We start from the raw sequence: 24,356 nt of genomic DNA, 5'->3' as shown, positions 1-24,356 counted from the left end.
GAGGCCATGCCATGACAGTGCGAACGCCGCGCGAACTTATCGAACTCTATTGGGAAGAAGTCTGGAACAAGGGGAATGTGGAGCTGATCCGCGAGATCTGCACCGATCCCATGGTGCGTCACTATCCAGGCAAGATCGTCGTCATCCACCATGACGACCAGGTCGAGCGCGTGCGCAAGATGGTAGAGGAAATGCAGCCGCATTTCAGTCATGAAGTGCTGGTCGCGGACGACCATGCCGCAAGTTCGGTGTGGAACATGACCAGTCCAATCGAGAAATATGCCAAGCTGAGCAGCATCGAGACTTTCCGCATCAAGGACGGTCGGCTGTGGCACACCTGGAACGCGACAAATGCCTGGGACCATTGGGGCGTGGAGGAATGATCGCCGCACAGTGCGCCATCGCGCGGGCGGTGAATTGGCACGACGGCCCGGCATCACTTGGCGGCGCAAGCCGTCGCTACTAGTCCTGCGCCATGACCCAAGCACTCGCCGCCGACATCCGCCGTCCCGAAGCAATCGATGCCGCCTGGATGGCGCAGGTGCTTAAGGGCGCCGGTATTGACGCCGCTGTTGCGAGCGTGGAGGCAAAGCCCATCGGGACCGGACAGACTGGCGAGTGCATGCGCTTTGTCATCCACTATGCGGATGATGGCGCGCCCGGCCCGCGCAGCCTTATTGGCAAATTCCCCTCGTCCGATCCGGCCAGCTGCCGGGCTGGCATGGCAGGCGGCGATTATGTGCGGGAAGTGCGCTTCTACCGCGACCTAGCGCTCACGACCGATGTTGCCGCGCCCCGCTGCTATCTGGCGGAGCTGGATGCGGACAGCGGCGCTTTCGTGCTGCTGCTGGAGGACCTCTCGCCCGCACGGCAGGGCGACCAGCTTGCGGGCGTCACCTTGGATCAGGCGCGCCTGGTGGTCGAGGAGGCTGCCAAGCTCCATGCTCCCTATTGGGGCGATCCACGCCTCGCCGAAATCGACTGGATCAAGCAGACCACGCGATCGACCACCAAATTGCCGGCCGCCGACGTGGTGATGAAGACCTGCGAAGGCTTCACCGAACGCTATGCGGGTCAGTTGACGGACCACGCGGTCACCGCATGCCGCCGCTATGCTGAGCGGGTTGATCACTATCGGGCGATCCCGCGCAAGTTCAAGACCATCGCCCATTACGACTTCCGCCCAGACAACATGATGTTTGCAACGCCCGAGGGCGGCCATGCGGTGACGGTGCTTGACTGGCAAACGCTGTCCTGGGCGGCCGGTGCCGACGACCTCGCCTATTTTCTTGCGGGGGCACTACCGGCAGAGACATTGAGGGCGCACGAGCCAGAACTGCTGCAACTTTATCTCGATGCTTTAATTTCGCGGGGCGTCAAAGATTACACGATGGCAGATCTCGAGCGCGACTATGCAATCGGCGCGTTCCGCCTGCTGGCAACCGGAATGGGAGGCGCGATGGCCGTTGTCCGCACCGCACGCGGCGACCGTATGTTCATTCAAATGGTGAATGCCGCCGCCCAGCATATACGCGATCATTGTAGCCTCGCCTATCTAGACTGATCCGTTAATCAGAGAACATCGATGGCTCTGAGTCAGCTCGGACGCAGCTCTGGCCAGTGGGATCATGTGCATCAATATGACTAAATATCCCGATCTTGTTTGTGCTGCCGGTGTTCAGCTGGAGAAACCAACGCGAGCGCGACGGACCGCATCCGCGGCAGCCCTTTCGAGCGTTATGGTGGCCAGTTTGGCGCCGACGAACCTGTAGGGAGTTGCGGCAAATGAGCGCTGCTGGCGGCAGGTCCGTGACCAGGATGGAGGAGTCTGTCCGCTTCCTTGCGCTCATCAAGCTCGCCAATGTTGGATTGACGCTGATCTGGGGCTTCGCGGTCACCTATGTGTTTGTACGCGTTCTAGACCTGCGTGAGTTCCAGACATTCTTGCTCTTGATTGCATTTGGTAATTTCACCATTTCAGCGGAGTTGGGCTTGACCAGCATCATCTATGCGCGGCTGCGCCGTCATTGGCTCGGGCACAGGGATGAAGGGTCTGGAGGCTTCCGTTTGGAAGAGATGGGCGTCTTGTTCCTCTTCCTTGGCACGCTGATCTTCTGCGGTCTTCTGATCCTGATAGTTGCCTTCGTAGCCGGAGCGATCGGCACGACGATGCCGCTGCTCTTCATGCTCTTCTTTTTGTCGGCCTGCGCGAACCTCCCCGCGCTGATGGCCAAGCGAGCACTCGCGGCAGTCGACGGCAATTTCCTGTGGGAAGCTCTAGATTGCGTCCGGAGGATGATGACTATTGCCCTGTTGCTGCTCATCCTGAAGGGGCTCGATCCGCGCCTCTCAATCCTTTTGCAGCTGACTATCAGCTTGGCCGTGATCGCCTATGCCATCGCGCTCGTTCATAAACGGCTTGGAATGACGGCGCGCCATTGGCTGGCGTTCCACCGAGGCGCGGCGCATGTCAGGGCTAACTATCTGCGCGATATCGGCGCGTCGGCACTGTTCACGATGTCGGAATTCGTCGCCTATAACGCACCCTATTTTACACTTGCCCTAGCGACGCGGGATCCGCGGCCGGTACTGCTGTTCGACTTCTACTTCAAGATGTCGCGCGGGCTTTCCATGATCTTTCGCGCAATGGTTGAGGCTACGCTGCCGCGCATTACCTGGGCTTTCCATGCGAACGATGCGCCGCGTTTGCACCAGTTGCTGATCCGTGCTGTCGGAATTGCTTTCCTCTTCGCGCTCGCTGCATCGGGAGCCTTGCTGATGGCAGGCCAATGGCTCTTTACCATGCTGTTTGCAGAGCGCGCTTCAATTGGGATTATCGACCTGCTGCTTATCATCGGCGCATTGCCATCGCTGGCGGTCGTCTGTGTCTCAGTCTATATCCAAGCAGCTCTGGGACGCTTCAATCTACTTTTAAAAATATCCCTGCCGTTTCTGGCCGGGTCCCTGCTCAGCGTGCCTTTGGCGAGGCTGCTGGGTGAATGGTTCGATATGGGCTTCCTGGCGCTTTACACGCTCACGATGTTGGTCGTTTCAGGGCTCCACGCGCTTTCGCTACTTCGTCTGTTTCGGGATGTGCTCCGGTGAGAGTTCTGCGCCTTTCGAGGCGGACTTTGAAAACTGCCTATCTAGCGCGCTGCTATGACTCCCTCTCGCCGCCGTCGGCCACTTACTTTCGCCTTAATTCAGGACCCGAGCCCATTGAGCGGTTATCAACATTTTTGTCGCTGTTGCACGCATTCAGTGGCGGCATCTTCTATATTTACGGAGGCCAAGCATCGGCCGGACGAAGATTTTATGGTCCTCTTGTTTTGGCGCCGCAGATCGTCAATCGTCTAAGCGCATCACATATTGGTGGGCATAAGGAAAAGATATGGTGGGTTTCGACGAGACATTCGACTGGGTCGTAATTGGCAGCGGCGCAGGATCGATGAGTTCTGGCCTACTTATGCGCCAGACCGGCAAATCCGTCGTTATTTTGGAAAAGACTGAGTACGCGGGCGGCACATCGGCAAAGTCCGGTGGTGTCATGTGGATGCCCGACAATCCCTTCATGGACCCGGGCGAGGATAGCGTCGAAAAGGCGATGACCTATCTCGACGCCGTGGTCGGTGACGCGCCCGATCAGCCGGGCACGTCCCGAGAAAAGCGCATGGCCTATATCGTTCAGGGTCGGCAGATGGTCGAATTTCTACTGAAAAACGGGGTCGAGCTGGAGCGCGGATCGCGCTTCTGGCCCGATTATTATGACGAACTGCCCGGCGGTGTTAAGACCAGCCGGACCGTCGTCGCCAAGCCGTACGACAAGAGCCAGCTGAAGGAATGGGCACCCCGCCTGCGCACCGGCACCGTGGAGCTGCCGGTGCGGCTGGACGATGGCATCCGGCTGGGCTTCTTGCCCCCGCTTGCGAAAATTGCGCTGATGGGCCGGGTTGGCGTGAAGCTGATCCTGGGCAAGCTGACCGGTAAACATTGGGTGTCGGCCGGCGCCGCGCTTCAGGGGCGGATGTTGCAGGCGGCGCTAAAGGCGGGCGTCGACATCCGGCTGGAAAGCCCAGTATCGGAACTGGTCGTTGAGGACGGCAAAGTGACGGGCGTCGTCACGGTCAAGGACGACAAGCCTTGGCGCGTGGGCGCGCGGCTGGGCGTGCTGGTCAATGCCGGCGGCTTTGCACGCAATCAGGAGATGCGCGACCGCTATATGCCCGGCACGCGTGCCGAATGGTCGTTGACGCCCGAAGGCGATACCGGCGACATGCACCGCGAAATGGAGCGGATTGGCGGCGTTCTGGCGCAGATGGACCAGATGGTCGGCTATCAAATGATCCGCGCACCGGGCTGGGAACAGGCCTATATGCCGCCCTGCGCCCAGGGGGTCACCGCCAAGCCGCACGCCATTTTGGTCGACCAGAGCGGTGACCGCTACATGAACGAGGGCGGATCTTACGAGGAATATTGCGAGCGAATGCTGGAGCGGAACAAGAGCATTCCCGCTGTGCCGAGCTGGGGCATCGCCGACCAGCAGTTCATGGACCAGTTCACCCTCGCTAGCGGAGGCGTCGGCAAGACGCCAAAGGCCTGGCTGGAAAGCGACTATGTCAAGAAGGCCGATACGATCGAGGAGCTAGCCAAGCTGATCAACATCGATCCCCCTGCTCTCAAGGCCACGATCGACCGCTGGAACGGCTTTGTCGAAAAGGGATCGGACGAGGATTTCCATCGCGGCGACCGCACCTATGACGGATGGCTGGGCGACCATCGCAAGCAGGGAGCGATGCGCAATTTAGGCACGATCGCGAAGGCTCCTTTCTATGCTTTCGACGTGGTTCCGGGCGACGTCAGCACCTATGGCGGCATTGTCACCGACGTCCATTCGCGTGTGCTGAGGGCCGATGGCAGCCCGATCGAGGGGCTGTACGCGACCGGCGTCTCCACCGCCTCACCCATGGGCAGGGTCTATCCGGGCGCCGGATCCAGCGTCGGGCCGTCGATGACATTCGGCTGGATCGCCGCCCGACACGCAGCGGGATTGGGCAACCATTCTCTTTAGAGTTTAGAGGATCATCCAGCCTGCTTCTGCCTGCGCAGGAGTAGCCTGTGCCCACTCAGCCCGCGCCGTTCCAAGCCTCCCAGATCGTAGCGCGCATAAGCGCTACGATCTCCGCCCGGTCGCTTTCCAGACGGTCGGAGGAGCCACCCAGACCCACCACCAGCGAGGGACCAAGCGGCGATCGGGGCAGCAGCATCGCAAAGCCGCGCGCGTCATTGCCCTCGCTGACACCGCCGAAGGCATATCCTTCGTGCCGCACCAGCGCGATACCGGCGCGCATATCGTCCCAGTCACCCCGCGGCAGGCGGGCACGGTCCATCCAGCGAGCAATTTCGCTGTCCTCCCACGCCGCCAGCAGCGCCGCACCGGAGGCCGAGCCAAACAGTGGCATGCGAGTCCCAATCTCGACCGGAACCTCTACCTCGGCTGGCACTCGCGCGTCGATGATCTGCATCCACACGTCGTTTTGCGTGAACAGCGCCACATATTCGCCGGACCGATCGCTCAGCTTCTGCAACAGCGCCGCCACTCGCCCGTCGCCGAAATAACCATCAGCAACCCAGAGACCAAAATCAACCAGGCGGTGCGAAGGGACATAGGTCTTCGCCGAAGCATCGAAGACGAGATGCCCCGCATCCACCAGCGTCTTGAGCATCTGCAAGGCCGTCGAGCCATGCATGCCAAGCGCGCCGGCAATCTCCTTCGCCCGCAGCGGCCGCTGCTCGCGCGCCATATATTCCAGCAGATCAAGCGCACGAGCAGCAGAGCGCGAAACGCTCCGCTGTTCATAGGGCTTGCGCATGCGTGCCGTAAGGGGCAGCGCCTTCGACCGACGGGGGGACGAAATATTGTGGCTGACCAGCTTCACCGTCCCCGTCGATCTCCTTTCATTCGGCGGCGACGGCAACCTCCGTCACATCTTCACCAGCCTCTTCGGCACGAAGCCGCTTCTTCATATAGCGGCGCATCATGACACCGGCCGTGTCCGCCTTCAATATCGTCGGACGTAGTTTGAAGATATCGGTTTCCTCGCCCATGGCGCGCTGCTGCGCCTCCAGCATGGGGCCGTCCTCCGTCTCGAACACGTTGCGCACCATGGCGATCATGGCGTCGTCCATGTCCGTGTTGCCCACTGCGTAGTTACGCGTGACGCCCCAGAAATAATGGGTGGTATATTCGGTTTCGGGCGTCAGCAGGTGCGCGTTATAGGCGCGGACGGCGCCTTCCTCCTCCAGGCTTTTGCCATGGTCCCACCAGGCTGTGTAGACAGCGAGCACGCTTGGGGCATTCCAGCGGGTATGCCCCTGCCCTTCGACGTCGTTACTGGCAAAGCCGTACAGCTGGCGCCGGGCGTCATCCAGATAATAATGCGGGCGGTAGAGCATCGACCAGATGGTATCGCCGTCCTGCTTCACCTTGTTGTCAAAGCTCGCATAGTCGCTGCCGTCATGCAGATTGTGCAGGATATGCACATGGCTGAGATCGAGGAGATTATCCGCGATCATCATATGGTTCGCCTTGATATGCGAATAGGCAAGCAGCGCATGCACGCCGGGATCTTCGGCCAGGTAGCTGAAGTCGGGGATCTTGGCCGGGTCCGCCAGCGCCGGATCGCCCATCCAGATCCAGGCGACGCCGTGCCGCTCGATCAAGGGGTAGGACGCGATACGGATGTCGGGACGTTCCATGCCATGTTCGAACGGCTTGACCGGGCAGGCGCCGCTGCCGTCGAACTGAAGCCCGTGATAGCCGCACTGGATATTGTCGCCGATACGCTTGCCCATCGACAGCGGCACGAAGCGGTGCGGGCAACGATCCTCGACCGCCGCTAGCGTGCCGTCTGACTTGCGGAACATCACCACTGCCTTGTTGCAGATGGTGCGCGACACCATGTCCTGTTCGAACTCCGCGGCCCGTGCGGCGACGTACCAGACGTTCTTGAGGAATGTCATAACTACCCTCTCCCGGAAATTGCTTCTGGACGCGACGCCCCTTGCAGGCTTTCCCGTCCGGGACATCCATCGTGCAATTTTACGACCGGTCGGCAGGCGAGACAACAGCGCTGCCAATGCGGGAGGCAAAACCGTATATACGCTGCGACAGCGCACAGGGCGGACAAAAGAAAAGGGCCGCAAGACAATGTCCGCAGCCCTTTCCAAACCTTTGCCCCCCCGCGACTCAGAGCGTCGGAATGCCAAATTGTGGCCGCCTGACGTCGAGCACGGACCAGGATAGCCCGACCAGATCCCGCACGTCGCGCACCCGCGCCCGCTGCAGGACTTCGCGAATGCCATCTGCTTCCTCGATCTGCACCTTTGAACGAGAACCCTGGCCGAAATCCAGCTCCACGACGAGGGCCGTCTGGCCATCATGCGTGGGCGTGAAGCCAATACCGCAGATCGTCGCTCCGCTCACGCAACCGGGTCCGCCACCGGCGGCTCGATGAAAACGACATCCGACGGCGTCACCGTACTGATACGTCGAAACACCAGATGCAGATTCCAGCTCTTGAGGCTTTCTATCGCCTCCTCGCGCGGAACGTCCGGCAGTTCGCGTTCTGCAATGCTGTTCCAATCGTCCGTCTGGCTGGGCTGGATGAAGCGCCGCTTGGGGGGAATCGAACCAATCATGCTGCCATCCTTTCTGCGATCACGCCGCCGCGGCCTTCAAGATAGCCGCCATCTTGCTCGCTGAAGCTGTGCACACCATTCACGATGACATGCGCCATGCCGATGGAGTGACGGATGTAGCGGAAGCCGTCCGCGGGAAGGTCGTTGACCGCAACCTCCGGTCCACGGTCGAATGTTTCAGGATCAAAGACGATGACGTCGGCAGCATAACCGGGGCGCAGCAGCCCGCGATCCTTGAGTCCCCAGAATTTCGCTACGTCGTGGGTGAGCTTCTGGACCGCTTCCTCAACGGAAAGCGACTGGTGCCCACGCACATAATGGCTGAACATGAAGCCCGTATCGCCGTAGGTCGAGAAGTTTGTGACATGTGCGCCACCGTCCGCCGCGCCAATAGTGACGACCGGATCGTGCATCAGCTCTCCGATTTTCGCCGTGTTGTTGTGGCCCACGCTGGAGAAGCCGAAGGAAATCTCGAAATCATTTTCCAGGCTGAGGTCGATCATCAATTCGCCGATGCGCACGCCGCGCTCTGCGGCGAGTTCGCCGACATTGCGTCCCATCAGCGCAGGATCTTCCTTGCCCATCCGCTTGATGAAGCCGTCCGCGAACGAATATTGCAGGTTAAGCGGCGCCTTGAAATTGTCCATTTCGTCAGCGAGCAGCTTGCGATACTCGGGGTCCTTCAGCTTCCCGACCTTTTCCTCCATGGGCATCAGCGTCATCTGCCACCAGGTTGGCAGAGTGATGATGGTCGAGGTTGGCTGCGTCAGTTCGAACGACAGATCGATCGGACGAACCTGCATCTGCGGCGCGACCTTGGCTCCGGCCATCACCTGCTGCCGCACCCGATCCAGCGTGATGTAGACCAGGTTGGGCGAGTCATTGCTGTCGAACATCGGCGAGAAGGTGCAGGTGATGCCATGCTTGCGCGAGAGGTCGGCCATGATGTCGATGCGCGCACAGATCAACTGGGAATCGAAAAATTCGGGCACCATCTGAAGCACACCGGCATATTTGCCAAGCGTCGCGCAGAGCGCGTCCAACTCCTTTGCGTCGGCATAGCGAGCAGGCACCGGCCGGTCCTTATAGTCAACGTCGACCCAGGAGCCGCTCATGCCGATCGCGCCGGCGCGCATGCATTCGTCCAGCAGTTCTTGCAGCTGCTCGATCTCCGCGTCGGTCGCGGCGCGGCTTGACGCCGCCTCCTCGCCCATGACCCATAGCCGCAGCAGGCTATGACCGACGAGCGGGGCGACGTTGATGCCCAGGCCCCCGCGCTTGATCGCGTCCAGATATTCGCCAAAGGTTTCCCATTCCCAGGTGATGCCCGCATCGAACGCATTTTTGGGCATTTCCTCGATCTTGCGGAAGGTCGCGCCCAGCGCATCGCGATGCTCGGGCTTGAGCGGCGCCAGGCTGAGCGAACAATTGCCCGGAACAATGGTGGTGATGCCATGTTCGAGCGAAGGCTGCGCCAGCCCATCCCACACCAGTTGTGCATCATAATGGGTGTGCGGATCGATGAAGCCCGGCGCAATCGTCAGCCCCTTGGCATCGATGGTCTCCCGCGCCTCGGAGGTCACTTCGCCTACCGCCACGACTTTGCCGTCGCGGATGCCCACATCGCCCTTATAGGCGGGGGTGCCGCTGCCGTCGCAGATCATGCCGTTTTGGATCAATAGGTCCAGCATCCTCATCTCCATTACCAATTGCGGGCGCGCCGGCTGCCATGCCTGACCCTTCGTCCACAATATCAGGATTCTTGAGTGGAAGCGCGCGATTCTTGCCCTTCGCTAATGCAAATGGACACGCGTAGTCAATTACAGATGCGCCTTTTGAAAAAAGAATGCATCCGGCTATATGCATTCCCGTAGACCGCTAGCGACATGCGGCATATGCTGACAGCCAAAGGAGGAGCAGGAGAGTATGACCGGAACGGACGAAAGGCCTATCGGCGCGCGCGTGACCATGGACATGCTGGGCTCCACCGGCGCGTCTGAACCGATCGAATGGACTGAACGCGATGTCATACTCTATGCACTGGGCGTGGGCGCAGGTTCGACCGATGCCGATTTGCGTTTCACGACTGAAAATAGCGCCGGCATAGAGCTTTACGTGCTGCCGAGCTTCCTGTCGGCGATGACCCAGCCCTGCAAGCCGCCGGCCTTCGCCACGCTTGATCAGGGCCGCTTCCTGCATGCGGAACAACGGGTCGAACTGTCGCAGGATATTCCCGTTTCCGGGCGCGGTTTCATGCAGCCGCAGATCGACTTAGTCATCGATAAAGGCAAGGGCGCGATTCTGCGCAATGTTGTCACCGTACGGGCCGACAGCGTGGACGGCCCGATCATCGGCCGCACCTATTCCAGCGTCTTTGTGACGGGTGGCGGCGGCTTTGGCGGTCCGCGTGGATCGCAGCCCACGCAGGAAACTCCTGAGCGGGCACCGGAAGCGCGCATCACCAACCCATTGCGGCCAGATCAGGCACTGCTTTATCGCCTGTCGGGCGACCGTAATCCGCTGCACAGCGATCCCAGTTTTTCCAAGCCCCGTGGGTTCAACGGACCGATCCTGCATGGCCTGTGCACCTATGGCTTTGCCTGCCGCGCGCTGATCGAGGCGGCGGGGCCGAATGCAGGAAGCCTACGGATGATGAGCGGCCGTTTCCGAAAGCCAGTCTTTCCCGGCGATGCGTTGACGACCGAAATCTGGTTCCAGACGCCAGGCGACGCGCTGTTCCGCGTACTTGATGGGTCTGGCGAAATCGTGTTCGAGGGCGGATCTGCCACCTTCGCCTGAGGGGCTGGGGTGGGGCCCCTGAATCGTCCCTATCCGCGCCCGCCCGATATCGGGCGCTGCTGCTGGATCGCCTCGTATCGGTAGCCATCGGGGTCGGTGAGGAATATCACCTTGACCCCCATGGAGCTGTGAACCTCTCCAATGGGAAGGCCCGCCTTCTTCATCCGGCCGATCAGCGCGTCCATGTCCTGCACGTCGATGATGATCTTGGAAAATCCGGCGCCAAGTTCGATCTGCGGCGACTTGCCCGCCGCCGTGTCCTTCATCAGGATCAGGGCAGCCGAACCGGCTCCGCCGCCAAAGGTCATGATGATTTCGGTCAATGTACCGTGGGACAGCTTGCGCACCTGCGTCATGCCCATGACGTCAGTGTAGAAGCGGATTGACCGGTCGAGGTCGCTGACCCGAATACCCGTTCCCAATATGCTAGCCGCAGGCGCGGACTCCGAACCGGCGGCACCGGCGCCTGACGGAAACAGCATGGCGGCGGTTATGGCGACGGCAAGCCCTTTGAATCGTGCGGTCATGTTTCCCCTCTCCCTCCCTCTTGGCGCTGTGCTGCTTTGTACGCCCCATCGCACAGGATCACATCTACATAAAGAGCCGCCACGAATGCATTTGCCATCCGCGCAGCGCGTCGCGGCCTGTGCGAATACAACAATGCATGTGCATTGATATTGTCTCAGCCATCACCTTGCCCTTATATTCGCTGAAAAGCCGGATGGACAAACCCGGCGCGAAGGAGAGACATCCCATGCAGTATCGCTTCCTGATCAAGAACGGCACCATCGTGGATGGCACCGGCGCGCCCGCCTACGCCGCCGACCTACGCGTGCGTGACGGGCTGATTGCGGAGATTGGCAAGGATCTCGCCGTAGAGGGGCGCGAACGGGTGATCGACGCGACCGACTGCTACGTCACTCCTGGGTTCATCGAGTCGCATAATCATTGGGACGCGGGCGTTTGGTGGTCGCCGATGCTGGAACCCAATGCCGCCTATGGCATCACCACCAGCATCAACGGCTTTTGCGGCTTCTCGCTGGCACCGATGCGCAAGGACGCGCGCATCCGTGCCGAGATGATCGACATCTTCAACTATTTTGAGGATATTCCGGCCGCCGCGCAGGAAACGGTCCTGCCCTGGGACTGGGAAACGTGGAGCGAATATCGCGCCTCGTTCGAGCGCAACGTGAAGCTGCCGCTGAATTTCGGCATGTTCTGCGGCCATCTGCCGATCAGGCTCACAGTCATGGGCCTGGACGCCTGGGAGCGCGCGGCAACTAGCGACGAAATCGCGAAGATGTGCGCCCTGCTGGAAGACGCGCTGGACGCGGGCGCCATGGGCATGTCCTCCAATGTGATGGACCGCGACCGCAACGGCCGCAAGGTGCCGCCGATGCACGCCAATGAGGAAGAATGGCTCGCGCTGATGAGCGTGCTGGGCCGCCGGCCGAGCACCATGCTCCAGATCATGTTGGACGCAGTGCGCGATCTCAACGGTCCCGAACAGCTCGAATGGATTGCCGACCTTGCTAAGCGCACCGGCGCGCGCGTTCTCTGGGCGGGCACGCCACGCCTCAAATTCCAGGCGCATATGCTGCCGCGCTTCCGCGAGGTGCAGGCCCGCTACCGGGCGCAGGGCGTCGAGCTATGGCCAGGCTTCCACCATATCGCGCCCACCGTCGTCTTCACCCTGAACGCCGGCCTGATGTTCGGGCAGCAGGGCGCGACCGTGTGGCAGGGCCTTACCAACGAGAAGGATGAGGCAAAGAAGGAAGCGATGCTGTCCGATCCCGAATGGCTCGCGAAGGCGCGCAAGTCTTGGGACGAGGAGCTCTATTCGCACTCGACCCTGCGCGACCCCACCTCCATGACCTTCATCGAAAGCCAGAGCGGCTATGGCCCGATCGGCATCACCGTGGGCGATTACATGGCGCTGAAGGGGATCGATCATCCCTCAGACGCACTCGCCGAATGGCTGCTCTATAATGGCTGCGCCTCCGTCAGTCACAAGCGGGCGTGGGAGATTGACGAGGATGTCGTGATCGAACTGATGCGCGATCCCTCCGGCGCGGGCAATGGCACCGATGGCGGCGCGCACGGGCAGAGCCTGTGCGGCGCGGGCGACAATATCGCGCTCCTCACCAACTATGTCCGCGACCATCCCCGCCTGACCATGGAAGAAGCTATCCACGGCATGACCGGCAAGCTCGCCCGCTGCTACGCGCTGCCCGACCGCGGCGTGCTCAGAGAAGGGATGAAGGCCGACATCGCCGTGTTCAACCTTGCCGAGGTCGAGCGTCGGCCCGAGGAAAAGGTCTGGGACATTCCCGATGGCGAGGGTGGCCGCACCTATCGCTATTCGCGATCACCAGCCCCGATGCGCATCACCCTGTGCAACGGTGTAGCGACATTCGACAATGGCGCAGTCACGGGCCGCTTCCCCGGTGAGATCGTCCAGCCGCACGGATCGCCCTCCTTCGCGATGGCCGCGCAATGAGGATCAACACCGTCACGGGGAGCATCGGTACGGACGAGCTTGGCCGCACCCTGATCCATGAGCATGTGCTGATCGCCACGCCCGGCTGGTTTATGGACGCTCGCCGACCCGCCTTCCAGCGGCGGGAGGCGATAGAGCGGGCGGTCGACGCCTTCCAGCAGCTCCACGCCTATGGCGTCAGGACGGTCGTGGACCCCTGCCCCGTCGACCTTGGCCGCGACGTCGAAATGTATGAGGAGGTATCGCGAAAGACAGGCATCCGCCTGATCGCGGCGACCGGCGCCTATACCGAGGCACAGGGCATACCCCACACGCTGCGCTCGATGAGCGAGGAGGAAATCGCCGACAGCTTCATTCGCGAGATCGAGGATGGCGTCGGCGACACCGGCATCCGCTGCGGCATCATCAAGGTCGCGACCGGGCGAGGCCAGGTCACGGATTATGAGCGCAAGGTCATCTCGGCCGCAACGCGGGCGGCCAAGGCGACCGGCGTGCCCATTCTCGCCCATACCGACGGTTGCACCTGCGGCCATGAGCAGATCGACATCGTGACCGGCGGCGGCCTGTCCTCCTCGAGCCTGATCGTCGGTCATAGCTGCGATCAGGACGTGCCTGACTATCAGCGTTCGCTCGCCGAGCGCGGCGCCTATGTCGGGTTCGACCGTTTCGGCTTGGAGATCGAGGTGACGGACGCGGTCCGCGCGCGCAATCTGGCAGCCTTGGCACAGGCCGGCCACCAGGAGCGCATCCTGGTTTCCCATGACGCCGTTGCCTGTTGGAAAGGACGCGCGGGCAAAGTCGAACCGGAAGTGCTGGAGGCCGCCCATCCAAACTGGCGAATGACCCATTTCTTTGAGAATGTGATCCCTGAACTGCGCCGCCTGGGTATGTCGGACGCCGATTTCACGGATATCACAGTCACAAATCCACGTCGCTATTTCGAGGAGGCACACCGGCACGCTTACGCCGGCTGAACCTCAATTGCACATGGCTCGTGTCTTTCCTTGAACTGCGAAGAGCTCCCATTATGCTGCGTGCAAAAGGATGACGGGGAGGTTGGCCTTGTATTTCGGTTGGCGCATCGTCAGCATCGCGGTGCTGGTTTATATGCTGGTACTCGGCACCACTACCACAGCTTTCGGCTTGTTCGTCGTCCCTGTCTCTACGGATTTAGGCCTTTCTCGGGCCGACATGAACAGCGCGCTCATCCTTGTCAGCGCAGGCAATGCCGCACTCTCACCGCTGATCGGCAGAATGCTGGACCGCTTTCCGGCGCGGCGGATCATGATGAGCTGCGCCATACTCTTTGGCGTGAGCCTCGTTACACTTGGGTTGTCGCATTCCCTCTGGCTGAACATCGCGGTTTTAAGCCTCATGCTGCCCGGTGCAACCCAGGGCGTTTCGATTATCACACTCTCAGTGCTGCTAGCCCGCTGGTTCACCGTTAAGCGTGGCCGCGCGATGATGCTGGCCGCGATGGGTATGTCGCTAGCCAGCATCATTGTGACGCCGATCGTCGGTTGGATACTGACCGAACACGGGTGGCGTAGCACCTTGACCAGCGTGGGGGTGGCGGCTGGAGTGCTGTTGTTCTTACTTGCCAATTTGGTTCGGGAGCGTCCAGGCGCTAATGACCGGGAAGTTCCCTTCATGCCGGTAGCGGCGACACCTGTTTCCGCCTTGCCGAACCAACCCGCGCCTATCATCGCGCTGCTGCGCCAGCGGCAATTCTGGGTGATCGGGGTCAGTTCCTCGATTGCAACCGGAATCATCCAGGCAATCGCAATCACGATCGTACCCCTGGGTCTCGAACATGGCGCCGGGATGATGCAGGCGACCAGCCTCGTGTCGATGTCAGGCATCGCCGCGCTCAGTGGGAAGTTCATCTTGTCTTTCCTGGCCGATCGGATCGAACGGACGCTATTGCTCTGTGGCTTCTACATGATGGGTGCAGGACTGAGCCTTTCACTCTATTGCGCGAACGGCATCTCGATGCTGATGGGTTGCGCTGTGTTGTTGGGCTTTTCCGCCGGCGCTATCGCCCCGCTCCTCTACGCTTTGCTGGCAGATCGTTTCGGCGCCGCTTCCTTCGGCACAGTGCGCGGTCTAGTCTCCCCGCTTCTCGCGGTTTCCGGCGCCATCGCCATGCGCATGGCGGGCGAAGTTTACGATCGGACGGGGAGCTATTCGACCCTGTTCCTGCTCTTCGTAGCGGCGCAAATTGTCGCCGCGTGCCTGATGTATGCCGCGCGCCCTGACCGGCGCCAGCCCAGACACCACAAGCCCGGGCGCGCCAGCCCTTCCCGCCTGACGTAGGGCGGCTTGCAACTAGCAGAGGATCCTCCATGCAATCACCGTTAAAAAAATAAAGTCGTCATCGTTTCGGGCGCCAGCCGCAGATTAGGGCGCTGTTACAGGATGGCGCTGGGAAAGGCGGGCGCCACCGTCATCGCCCTCGCGCGGACGATGGGGGAGGATCCGCAGAAGTTGGGCATGCTTAAGGAGGTGGAGGCTTCCGGCCGAGCGCTAGGCTATGATGTGCACGGCTATCGCTGAGACCTCAACGACGAGACTGACATCGAAAGGGTGGTGGCAGAGGTGATCGCCTGCTCCGGCGGTATCGACGCTATCGTCAATAACGCCGTCTTCGCCGGCCGACCGGCGCGATCCGATGACCATCGGTCGCGACACATGGGAGGAAGCGATGCGAGTCGATTCCGCGCACCCTATGTACTGATTACAAAGGCTTACCAGTCAATGGTCGCGCGCGGTGGCGGATCGATTGTCAACATCACCTCGCTAGCCGCTGGACAAGCCGGCGAGGGGGGCGGGGCGCATCTGGGCCTAGTTCTTTACGCAGCAGCGAAGGCGGCACTGAACCGCTTGACCGCCTGGTTCGCCACAGAGTTCGAAAGCGACAATGTTTCGGTCAATGCCTTCAGTCCAGGCGATGTCAGCGTGTTTATGCGCATGGCGAACGGCATTGATGCGGAAGCCAGTGGCATCGAGCCAGTGGACGGGACTCAATTGGATGAAGCTTTCTGGGGCGACCCTATCGTCTGGCTCGCCGGAGTGAGGCCGGATGTCATGACAGGGCAGATTCTGCATACCTACGGCTTTGGCGACAGTTGGGGGCGAGCGGCTGGGCCCGGCACCTGATTGGTCACCGGCAATCCTTAAGATCCTCGGCCGCGACAACCTTGCAGCGAGCTTAGTCGCACATTCCCGCAAGGAAGCACTGGACGCCGGATCGATCGCTCGGTAGCGCGATTAGGCAAGACCAGCGTTCGGACGCATCAGGAATGCAGCGACTGTGAGACAGCCAGGAAAGTTGACGCCATCGGCCCGCCCCGGGAATGGCACAGTCAAAGCAGGTCGTCCGACGCTCGAGGAGATCGAACGGCGCAAGGCGCGGGCACTGGAGGTCGCGACGGATTTGTTCGTCAGCAAAGGCTACGCCGCTACCTCCTTTATCGAAATCGCGGCGATCTCCGGTGTCGCTTCTGGCACGCTCTATCATCACTTCGGCGATAAAGAGCAGATGTTCCGCCGGGTCGTGTTGACAGCCGACGATTCCCGCCCAGTGCGTCCGGTACTCTAACCGGAAGACACGCTTGCTACCGCGTTCGTCCGACTCGCTCGTTATATCCACAATATGGCGCTTCGACCCCGAGGCATTAGTTTAATGCGTCTGTTGATCATGGAAAGCGGCCGATTCCCGGAGTTGATGCGCGAACTGGTGCAGGACAGCTTCTCCCGCTTTCAGGCGATCATTGCGGATCATCTCGCTACGATGGCTAGGGCTGGGCTGATTCCGGACGGCGAACATAACCGCTCGGCCGAATTGTTCGTCGATCTGGTGTTAGGAAGCCGGCCGATAAGGGCCTATGCTCATTGGGATCCTGGGTCACGGACTGACGCCGACCTTGAAGAGCGGGCCCTTCTGTTCATCCGAGGCCATTATCCCGGCTGCATCTGACCTGTACGGCCTGCACGGTCGTCGTGGGTGACAGTGCCGCCACTGGTCGCTAGGCTACCCAATATATCCGCCGACGCGTGAGCGGTGAGCCTATTGAAGCGCGAAGTTCAGGCATCGCGGCAGCGATAACCGCTGCCTCCTTGGCTTGCCCCCATCCATGACTCGCGGCACGAGGGCGCATCAAAACAGGCCGCCGAGAGGATAAGTCATGTCGCTACCGCGCACTCTGGACGCAATCAGGGTCGATTATGCCGACGCACCCCCACATGTTCCCCAAGAACGGATCGTAGATCTTGGATTCGCGATGGGGCTGACGCCCAACGACCTGATCGACCCCTATGAACCTTTCGGCTGGCTTTCAGGGCCGGAGATACCAAGACTACTCTACAATGTCCCGCCGCGCGACGGCTTGGCCGCGGCGGCCGGCCCAGATCATAAGGGCAACTGGGTCGTCACCCACTACAAGGACATTGAGCGCGTCTATACCGATAATAATCACTTTTCGAATAAGGGTACGGCTGAGTTTCAGGCCCTGATAGGCGAAACCTTCCCTTCCATCCCACTCGCGATTGATCCGCCTGACCATCATAAATATCGCCAGTTCCTAATCCCTTGGTTCGCGCCCAAGCGTCTCAACCAGATGGACGCGCAGATCCGCGGCGTGGTGCGTGAGATGATGGACGAATTCGTCGACAAAGGCGAAGTCGACATGGCGTGGGACTTTGGACGGGTCTATCCTGTGCGTATTTTCATGAGCCTGATGGGTTTCCCGCCGGCCATGTTCGAACAGTTTCTCGACTGGGAGTGGGATATACTCCATTCGGGCGACCTGGAAAAAATTCAGGCGGCGCTGCGCGGTGTGCTCAGCTTCCTTCGCGGCTTCATCGCGGAGAAGGAGAAGACTCCGGACGAGTACCTCACCTCCTACATCGTCCACGGTCGGATCGAAGGCCGGCCGCTCACAGAAGACGAGAAGATTGGCACCGTCTGGTTCCTTTGGCTGGGGGGTCTCGATACGGTCGCGTCAACGATCAGCCAGATGTACCGCCGCATGGCGCTGCAACCCGACATCCAGCGGCAGATCCGCGAGAACCCGGATCTCATCAACACCGCGGTCGAGGAATTTTTGCGGACCCAGCCGATCCTGTCCTCCGGCCGCAAAGCGACCCGCGATTTCGAGTGGCATGGTTGTCAGATCAAGAAGGGGGAGTCCGTCACCTGCTTGAATCCTGGAGGCAATTTCGACCCGAGCCAGTTCCCGGAACCGCGCACCTTTGACCCTGCGCGCAAGCCCAATCGCCATTTTACTTTTATCGCTGGGGTGCATCTGTGTCTGGGCGCCCCGCTGGCCCGGCGCGAATTGCGCATCCTGCTGGAGGAATGGTTCGCCCGCATTCCAGAATTCCGCGTGAAACCGGGCGCGGACACCACCGTCTTCCCCGGCTTGTTGTCGATCCGTAACCTGCCGATCGTTTGGAACACGAACATCTAGGAACGCTGCCATGACGACCTTCAACCATCGCATCACAGTTACCGAGCTTTCCAACATCGAAAATTGGATTCAGGTAGTCGACAACATTGACGATCTCATGCTCAATGTTTCGCGCCAGATCGTCATGGCGGACATGATGCTGCCCGCCTGGTATGTCGGTTGGGAGTCAGTGTACGACAATGTGGGTCAGCAATATGCCACGACTGTCGGAAACCAGCACAAGTTGCCGGAGATGAATATCTTCACCGACGACAATCTGGCTGCAATTCTCATGACGATCGAACTTAACCAGAAAAAGGACGGCAAGCCGATCGTCTTTGCCTTTCGCCAGCTCGACATTTTTCGCAAGCGAGGCCGCCACTGGCTTGCAACGCAAGCGCACTGCTATGTGCCCGTTGATCCAGAAACCGGCGAGCGTGCGCCCGGCGCATTACCACTGCGCGGTCCGATCGAATGGTCCGACGATCCTTTGCCAGGCCCCGCGACCCAAGAGAAGGAGGCGGAGGAGGAACTGCGCGCCTGGTTCCGCTCACGCATCGCCGCGCAAGACATCGAAAGCTTGATGGCTCATTTTGGGCCTGGTGACGATGTTGTGCTCTATACGCCCTATCTACCTGGCGAACATCGAGGTCTGGCTGAGATCCGTACACATTTCGTCAAAGCCTTCGCTGACATTGCATCCATGAAAGCGGAGGCCACCGACTATCATGTCACGACAGACGGGCTGATGGCCGGCATCATTGCTCGCCTTAATTTGCATCTCACAATGAATGACGGCAGCGAAAAGAAGTTGTCTGTTCGCCACAGCAATGCCCTGCGCCGCGTGAACGGCAAATGGCACGCAATGATTGAGATGCGATCCTTTCCGACCGACCTAGCCACCGGCAAACCTGTGACCTGGCTGGGCGATCAACCGGCTTAATCCGCACACCCACTTGGAGAATTTGGACATGGTCTACGATACCATCATCGTCGAGCAGCGGGACGCCGTCACGCTGATCACCCTTAATCGGCCACAGGTGTTGAACGCGCTCAACACGCTGGTTCTGGAGGAACTGTCGGATGCCTTCGCCAAATTCGATGGCAACCCTTCCCAGCGCTGCGCCGTGCTAACCGGTAGCGAGAAGGCCTTTGCCGCCGGTGCCGACATCAAGCAGATGTCCGAAAAAGCCGCCGCCGACTTTTTCCTGGAGGATTTCTTTTCTGGTTGGCAGTCGAAGGTTGCAGCCACTCGCAAGCCCTGGATCGCGGCGGTCGCGGGCTTTGCCTTGGGCGGTGGCTGCGAACTGGCGATGATCGCTGACTTCATCATCGCGGCGGACACCGCGAAATTTGGCCAGCCTGAAATCAAGCTGGGCGTTGCACCCGGCATGGGAGGATCGCAGCGCCTGACCCGCGCCATTGGCAAGGCTAAGGCAATGGATATGTGCCTCACCGGCCGCATGATGGACGCCGCCGAAGCAGAGCGAGCGAGCTTAGTTTCACGGGTCGTGCCGGCGGCAGACCTGCTGGAGGAAGCGCTCAAGACCGCCGCACAGATTGCCGCCATGCCGCCGATGGCGGCGATGGTGAACAAGGAAGCGGTCAATCTGGCGTTCGAAACCAATCTTAGTCAGTCCATCCTGATTGAACGCAGGCTGTTCCAGATCTTGACTGCTACGGAAGATAAAAAGGAAGGCATGGCAGCCTTTGTTGAGAAGCGGCAAGGCGTCTGGAAGGGACGCTAGAACGACAATGTCAGGCGCGGACAAAGGCTCCCAACTGATCATTGTCCGCGCCGGCTTCGCATGCCCGGCGCACAGATGTGCGGAGCGGGTATAGAGGAGCGGCATCCGCTTCCGCCATCGCCTGCCACCTGTTCAGTTCATCGGAACCAGCTTCGTAAAGCGAACAGGCGTGGGCGACAACCCGCGAAAGTGGAACACTGGCCAAGCAGGCGCCACCGCTGCGCCAACCCGCCCAGGCGACCAGCGCGGCCGTGATCCCCGTGAGTGGATCGGCGATCGCGTCTCCCGCGAAAATGGGCTCGCCCCAGCCCCGCGCCATTGCCGACGCAAGGCCGCCCGCCACCGCCGCGTCATCGCCAAAGCCGATCCGGTCCGCCGCCTCGCCATCGCGCCCATAAGCAGTGATCGATACCCAGGTTGCCCCGCCGCTTGCGATCCCTTCGGCATCGATTCCTAGTTGGGCGAGCGCACGCGGCCGGCTACCTTCAATCACGATATCGGCTCTCTCCAACAGCGCGCGCAGCAGCATCAAATCATCCGCATCGTGGAAGTCGAGAGCGATACAGGATTTGCCTGCGTTCATTAGGTCGAAAAAGCGCGGATGACCCGCTCGCGCACCATCGGGCCGGTGCAGGCTCTCGACCTTCACCACCCGCGCGCCGGCTGCCGCAAGAAGCTCGCCCGCCAGGGGCCCTGCCCAAAGCGACGATAAATCGACAGCCATTGGTGTGCCGAAGCGGGCGCGCGGTGCCGCAAGTTGGTTGAGTGTGAAGGGCATGGCGGGAGCGGCAGGCGTTTCGTCAATCGCGATCGGCAACCCAAGCAAGCGGCCTCTTGCCACCAATTCCTCGCGGTCCCGCAGCGCAGCCAATCGCTCAACTGCGCTCCAGTCGGCTAGACCATCTTCCTCGAACAGCGCAGGCAGCAAATCCCAGTCATCCGGCCTCGCAAGGTTCAGCGCAACATCGCCGCTTCTCGTGGTAATCAGCCGGCAACTCCGGTTAGCTGATTCCCTGCCACCCCTCCGCAAACCGAGCAGCCGCGCGCGCTCGCCCAGCAACGACGACCCTCGCTCAGGCAATTTTTCCGCAGGCGCCAGCGCGCGCAGCGCCGCCAGAGCCCCATCTGCTGCTGACGTGAGCGCAACCGGCGGCACTAGCCCCGGGCCATCTGGATGGCCGCTCACCCCCATCAACCCCGCGCGTCGCCAGGCAAGCGCAGGATGATCCTCTGGGGGCGTGGGATTGCCCAGGAGCCCAAGCGCTGACAGCAGCGCTTGCGCATGACGGCGCGCTAGTCCGCTCATCTCAGCCATACACCAACACCCCGCCGATCAGCGAAGCCTTCACCTGCGAAGCCGCAAGGTCACTCCGCAAGCCACCCCAATCCTGCGTCAACAGGCACAAGTCCGCCACAACACCCGCCTCGACCCGCCGGATAGTGCCAAGATGCGACGGATCCGCCAGGAACAGAGAGAGTGCTTCCTCCGGCGTCAGCGCCTCATGTGGACCGAAAGGTCGCCCACTGGCGGTTCGCCGCCCAACGGCCGCGGCCATAGCTGCCCAAGGATCTGCCGCGCCGAAGGGCGTATCGGTGCCGCCCGCTACAACAATGCCCGCATCACGGAAGGCGCGCAGCCGGTAGAGGTGGGATAGTTCATCAGGCGGAATATCAGCCAGATAGGCGTCTCCCCGCTCTGCAACGAAATTCGGCTGGGCCACCACCGCAAGGCCCAGCGCACCGATCTCATTGATCAGCTCGTCGGACGCCACCGATGCATGTTCAATCCGATCCCCTTGCTGCGCGCCTGCCTCGGCAAAGGCTGCCAAGGTGAACACTAACTCGGTCTCAGTCACGCAGTGAACGGCCACTCCCCGGCCCTGCGCATGAGCCGATTTGATACCTGCAATCAGGATGTCATGATCGGGCAAATGCGCTTCGTGCAGATGCACCTTCACCGGCCCTAGGCTGATGTCTGGTCCCAAGGACACGCGAGCGAGTTCCGGAAGCCCCGCGAGCATCACCCTTTGCGGCAAGGCACCCCGCTTCTGCTCTGCGCGGAAATGCCCTGCGGCAAAGGCATCATTTTGGGGGTTCATGTCGGTGATACCGGTGACGCCCCACTTGGCCCAGCGATGCCCCATGGACGCAAAGTCCGGCGGACCGCTCCCCAAGGTTGCGCGCAGCCATCCATCCTCATCGGACAGGCGGCCGCTGTGCCGGTCCAGTCCCGGCGGCGGCGTCCCTCCAGCCGCTAGGAGGATGTCCAGGCCAGCGCTGTTGAAAATCCAGAGCCGGCCGGACCGATGCTGGACTCGCACTGGTCGATCAGCTGCGTGTCTGTCGATCCAACGCCGGTCAATGTCGCCGGCAACAGAGTCATGATAGCCGATGCCGCGCAGCCAGCCATCTCCTGGCACCGCCAACGCTGCCGCCAAGCCCATCGCATCTCGGACCTCCGGCGGCCCGCATCGCACCGATGCAAGTGCGGCCGCGCTTGCGGCGACATGAACATGATGGTCGTGCAACCCAGGGATCAGCAGTCCACCCTGCGCGTCCAACATCGACGCGCTCTCGATCGGGGCTTCGCCACACGAATCGACCCCGACTATCCGCCCGTTGCGGATGTGGACATCGACCGCGCGGCCATCGAGTAGCCGTGCATCGTGGATGCCATCGATTGTCCTGATCGTAGAAGGTGGCAGCGTTCGTTCGCCTTTCTCTTTCGCTTTTAATCGAAACCGCCCCGAACGGAAACCATGGAGCCGTCTTAAAAAAAAAACGCGGCAGCCTCACAGAATGAATCAAGTCAGTTGCATTCTCCGCGATATTGGGCACGATGATAAGACTTACCGATCGTGCTTGAATGCGGTGATATCGGATTCTCAGGAGAGATATGGATGTCCGAAACTTCTCGCCTTGAGGAATGGCGCCGAATGTGGCCACTGCCCTTAACGGCGATGCTAGGCGTCGCTGCCTCGGGCACGCTACCCTATTCCACCGGTGTGTTCATGGAGGCGCTGACGCGCGAATTTGGCTGGACCAAGGCGCAATTCACGTCCGCTATGACATGCCAGCTCATCCTGCTGCTCATCCTGCTGCCGCTTGTCGGCCGAGCAACCGATCGGTTCGGCGCGCGGCGCGTTGCATTGGTCGGCCTGCTGCCTGCCTTTGCTGGTACGGTGTCAATGGGGCTGGCGGATGGGGAAATCTGGCAGTGGTGGCTGCTCCATGTGATCCAATCCGCCGGGGTAGCCCTAATCGTCCCGCCCGTATGGATTACCGCTGTCGCCGGTCGCTTCAACACTTCGCGCGGCCTAGCGCTTGCTATCACATTGGCTGGCATTGGGGCTGGCACGGCACTCTGGCCAATCCTGGCCGCCACATATATCGAACTGTTCGGCTGGCGTCTGGCATATGGGGCGCTCGCGCTTAGCTGGGCCGTTCCCTTGCTGCCGCTGACATTGATCTTCTTCCACGACGCCAGTGAACGCTCAGTCATCAGGCGGCGGTACGTCGAAGCTCCACCCCCGGTACGGCAGACCATGCTCTCCCCTGTCTTCCTGCTACTGGCGATCGCGGCCGGCTTCTTCACCATTGCGACCTATGCGATGATGGTACATTTGGTCCCCATCCTTCGAGAGAAGGGACTTAGCATGACCACTGCTGCGTGGATTGCGGGCGTCACTGGGCTCTTCTCAATAATTGGTCGGATTGGCACGGGGGTACTGCTAGACAGCCTGCCGACGAAGCCATTCGGCGTCGCGGCTTTTCTGCTGCCCGCTGCAGCAGCCGCTCTGCTCGGCATGAGCGCCGGGAGCGTTTCCATGCTACTGGCAGGTGCAGCCCTGCTCGGGCTAGCGATGGGTGCAGAAAGCGATATTGTCGCTTTCATCGCTGCGCGCCGCTTTGCTCACGCCATTTTCGGCACGCTATTTTCGGTGATTCAGACGATTACCGCGGTCACAGCCTTGGGTGGCGCGATGCTAGCCGGCTTTCTCTTCGACATGGGCGGGTCCTACGGACTGTTTCTCACAGCCGTAGTGCCCCTCAGCTTTATTGGCGGCTTTTGCATCCTGCTTCTACCCGGCGCGCGGCCAGTTCCGGCCGAAGCGGGCACGGTTGCCGCGAAGGGAGCCGTCGCGGCGGAATGAGCCGGGA

General features: G+C 61.0%; 22 protein-coding genes and 2 pseudogenes. 16 read left to right on the top strand and 8 right to left on the bottom strand.

Features of this window, described 5'->3' with window-relative positions; translation table 11 throughout:
- The first annotated feature begins 11 nt into the window (after positions 1-11).
- From ACFO3E_RS16270 to ACFO3E_RS16255, 4 genes are all read left to right on the top strand, one after another.
- Positions 12-383 carry a nuclear transport factor 2 family protein gene (locus tag ACFO3E_RS16270; protein ID WP_380806235.1) on the top strand — a complete coding sequence of 124 codons (372 nt, stop codon included), beginning with the start codon at positions 12-14 and terminating at the stop codon, positions 381-383.
- A 92-nt stretch (positions 384-475) separates the two neighbouring features.
- Positions 476-1,564, top strand: a complete 1,089-nt coding sequence (locus ACFO3E_RS16265; RefSeq protein ID WP_380806234.1) for a phosphotransferase — start codon at positions 476-478, stop codon at positions 1,562-1,564.
- Positions 1,565-1,818: 254 nt separating this feature from the next.
- Entirely contained in the window at positions 1,819-3,105 is a 1,287-nt protein-coding gene (locus ACFO3E_RS16260) for a hypothetical protein (protein ID WP_380806625.1), read from the top strand.
- Between the two features lie 286 nt (positions 3,106-3,391).
- Positions 3,392-5,068 (top strand): FAD-dependent oxidoreductase, encoded by a 1,677-nt coding sequence (locus ACFO3E_RS16255; protein ID WP_380806232.1) that lies wholly within the window; start codon positions 3,392-3,394, stop codon positions 5,066-5,068.
- A 55-nt stretch (positions 5,069-5,123) separates the two neighbouring features.
- Here the strand turns inward: ACFO3E_RS16255 and ACFO3E_RS16250 are convergent, their stop codons facing one another.
- The 5 genes from ACFO3E_RS16250 to ACFO3E_RS16230 all read right to left on the bottom strand — a co-directional run bounded on the left by ACFO3E_RS16250 (position 5,124) and on the right by ACFO3E_RS16230 (position 9,389).
- A complete protein-coding gene (locus ACFO3E_RS16250) occupies positions 5,124-5,936 on the bottom strand; it encodes an IclR family transcriptional regulator (RefSeq protein ID WP_380806229.1) in 813 nt (270 codons plus the stop codon).
- Between the two features lie 19 nt (positions 5,937-5,955).
- Positions 5,956-7,020, bottom strand: coding sequence for a Rieske 2Fe-2S domain-containing protein (locus tag ACFO3E_RS16245; RefSeq protein ID WP_380806226.1), 1,065 nt, complete (start codon positions 7,018-7,020; stop codon positions 5,956-5,958).
- Positions 7,021-7,246: 226 nt separating this feature from the next.
- The gene (locus ACFO3E_RS16240) at positions 7,247-7,483 is read right to left on the bottom strand and encodes a hypothetical protein (protein ID WP_380806223.1); all 237 of its coding nucleotides are present in this window, start codon (positions 7,481-7,483) and stop codon (positions 7,247-7,249) included.
- The gene (locus ACFO3E_RS16235) at positions 7,480-7,698 is read right to left on the bottom strand and encodes a hypothetical protein (RefSeq protein ID WP_380806220.1); all 219 of its coding nucleotides are present in this window, start codon (positions 7,696-7,698) and stop codon (positions 7,480-7,482) included. The genes ACFO3E_RS16240 and ACFO3E_RS16235 overlap by 4 nt, the downstream gene beginning before the upstream one ends.
- Positions 7,695-9,389, bottom strand: a complete 1,695-nt coding sequence (locus ACFO3E_RS16230) for an N-acyl-D-amino-acid deacylase family protein (RefSeq protein ID WP_380806217.1) — start codon at positions 9,387-9,389, stop codon at positions 7,695-7,697. The genes ACFO3E_RS16235 and ACFO3E_RS16230 overlap by 4 nt, the downstream gene beginning before the upstream one ends.
- A gap of 235 nt (positions 9,390-9,624) precedes the next feature.
- Here ACFO3E_RS16230 and ACFO3E_RS16225 point away from each other — a divergent pair, with 235 nt between their 5' ends.
- Entirely contained in the window at positions 9,625-10,497 is an 873-nt protein-coding gene (locus tag ACFO3E_RS16225) for a MaoC family dehydratase (protein WP_380806214.1), read from the top strand.
- A gap of 29 nt (positions 10,498-10,526) precedes the next feature.
- On the opposite strand, the gene ACFO3E_RS16220 is transcribed toward ACFO3E_RS16225, so the two are convergent.
- Positions 10,527-11,024, bottom strand: coding sequence for a VOC family protein (locus ACFO3E_RS16220; RefSeq protein ID WP_380806212.1), 498 nt, complete (start codon positions 11,022-11,024; stop codon positions 10,527-10,529).
- A gap of 227 nt (positions 11,025-11,251) precedes the next feature.
- On the opposite strand from ACFO3E_RS16220, the gene ACFO3E_RS16215 reads away from it, so the two are divergent.
- The 10 genes and pseudogenes from ACFO3E_RS16215 (at position 11,252) to ACFO3E_RS16170 (ending at position 20,195) form a co-directional block, all read left to right on the top strand.
- On the top strand, positions 11,252-12,997 hold the full coding sequence (locus ACFO3E_RS16215; protein ID WP_380806209.1) for an N-acyl-D-amino-acid deacylase family protein: 1,746 nt from the start codon (positions 11,252-11,254) through the stop codon (positions 12,995-12,997).
- Positions 12,994-13,971 carry a phosphotriesterase family protein gene (locus tag ACFO3E_RS16210; protein WP_380806207.1) on the top strand — a complete coding sequence of 326 codons (978 nt, stop codon included), beginning with the start codon at positions 12,994-12,996 and terminating at the stop codon, positions 13,969-13,971. Before ACFO3E_RS16215 ends, ACFO3E_RS16210 begins: the two co-directional genes overlap by 4 nt.
- A gap of 70 nt (positions 13,972-14,041) precedes the next feature.
- The gene (locus ACFO3E_RS16205; RefSeq protein WP_380806204.1) at positions 14,042-15,313 is read left to right on the top strand and encodes an MFS transporter; all 1,272 of its coding nucleotides are present in this window, start codon (positions 14,042-14,044) and stop codon (positions 15,311-15,313) included.
- Positions 15,314-15,415: 102 nt separating this feature from the next.
- A complete protein-coding gene (locus tag ACFO3E_RS16200; RefSeq protein ID WP_380806201.1) occupies positions 15,416-15,553 on the top strand; it encodes a hypothetical protein in 138 nt (45 codons plus the stop codon).
- 12 nt (positions 15,554-15,565) lie between these two features.
- Positions 15,566-16,156, top strand: a pseudogene (locus ACFO3E_RS16195) (SDR family oxidoreductase); the annotation flags it as partial.
- 172 nt (positions 16,157-16,328) lie between these two features.
- Positions 16,329-16,598, top strand: coding sequence for a TetR/AcrR family transcriptional regulator (locus ACFO3E_RS16190; protein ID WP_380806199.1), 270 nt, complete (start codon positions 16,329-16,331; stop codon positions 16,596-16,598).
- Positions 16,599-16,637: 39 nt separating this feature from the next.
- Positions 16,638-16,976 (top strand): annotated as a pseudogene (locus tag ACFO3E_RS16185) (TetR/AcrR family transcriptional regulator C-terminal domain-containing protein); the annotation flags it as partial.
- A gap of 409 nt (positions 16,977-17,385) precedes the next feature.
- Positions 17,386-18,468 carry a cytochrome P450 gene (locus ACFO3E_RS16180; protein WP_380806196.1) on the top strand — a complete coding sequence of 361 codons (1,083 nt, stop codon included), beginning with the start codon at positions 17,386-17,388 and terminating at the stop codon, positions 18,466-18,468.
- A gap of 10 nt (positions 18,469-18,478) precedes the next feature.
- Positions 18,479-19,390, top strand: coding sequence for a YybH family protein (locus ACFO3E_RS16175; RefSeq protein WP_380806194.1), 912 nt, complete (start codon positions 18,479-18,481; stop codon positions 19,388-19,390).
- A 28-nt stretch (positions 19,391-19,418) separates the two neighbouring features.
- Complete coding sequence (locus ACFO3E_RS16170; protein ID WP_380806191.1) at positions 19,419-20,195, top strand: enoyl-CoA hydratase-related protein; 777 nt, start codon at positions 19,419-19,421, stop codon at positions 20,193-20,195.
- Positions 20,196-20,205: 10 nt separating this feature from the next.
- Here the strand turns inward: ACFO3E_RS16170 and ACFO3E_RS16165 are convergent, their stop codons facing one another.
- Together ACFO3E_RS16165 and ACFO3E_RS16160 are read right to left on the bottom strand one after the other, a co-directional pair.
- A complete protein-coding gene (locus tag ACFO3E_RS16165) occupies positions 20,206-21,501 on the bottom strand; it encodes a CoA transferase (RefSeq protein ID WP_380806189.1) in 1,296 nt (431 codons plus the stop codon).
- A 1-nt stretch (position 21,502) separates the two neighbouring features.
- Positions 21,503-22,759, bottom strand: coding sequence for an amidohydrolase family protein (locus tag ACFO3E_RS16160; RefSeq protein ID WP_380806188.1), 1,257 nt, complete (start codon positions 22,757-22,759; stop codon positions 21,503-21,505).
- Between the two features lie 336 nt (positions 22,760-23,095).
- Between ACFO3E_RS16160 and ACFO3E_RS16155 the strand changes: the two genes are divergently transcribed.
- Complete coding sequence (locus ACFO3E_RS16155; protein ID WP_380806186.1) at positions 23,096-24,349, top strand: MFS transporter; 1,254 nt, start codon at positions 23,096-23,098, stop codon at positions 24,347-24,349.
- Positions 24,350-24,356 lie beyond the last annotated feature (7 nt).

Origin of the sequence: Sphingobium tyrosinilyticum, assembly GCF_042654265.1 — a bacterium.
GTDB classification, from domain to species: Bacteria; Pseudomonadota; Alphaproteobacteria; order Sphingomonadales; family Sphingomonadaceae; genus Sphingobium; species Sphingobium tyrosinilyticum.
This window is presented reverse-complemented; position numbering and strand designations above follow the sequence as displayed.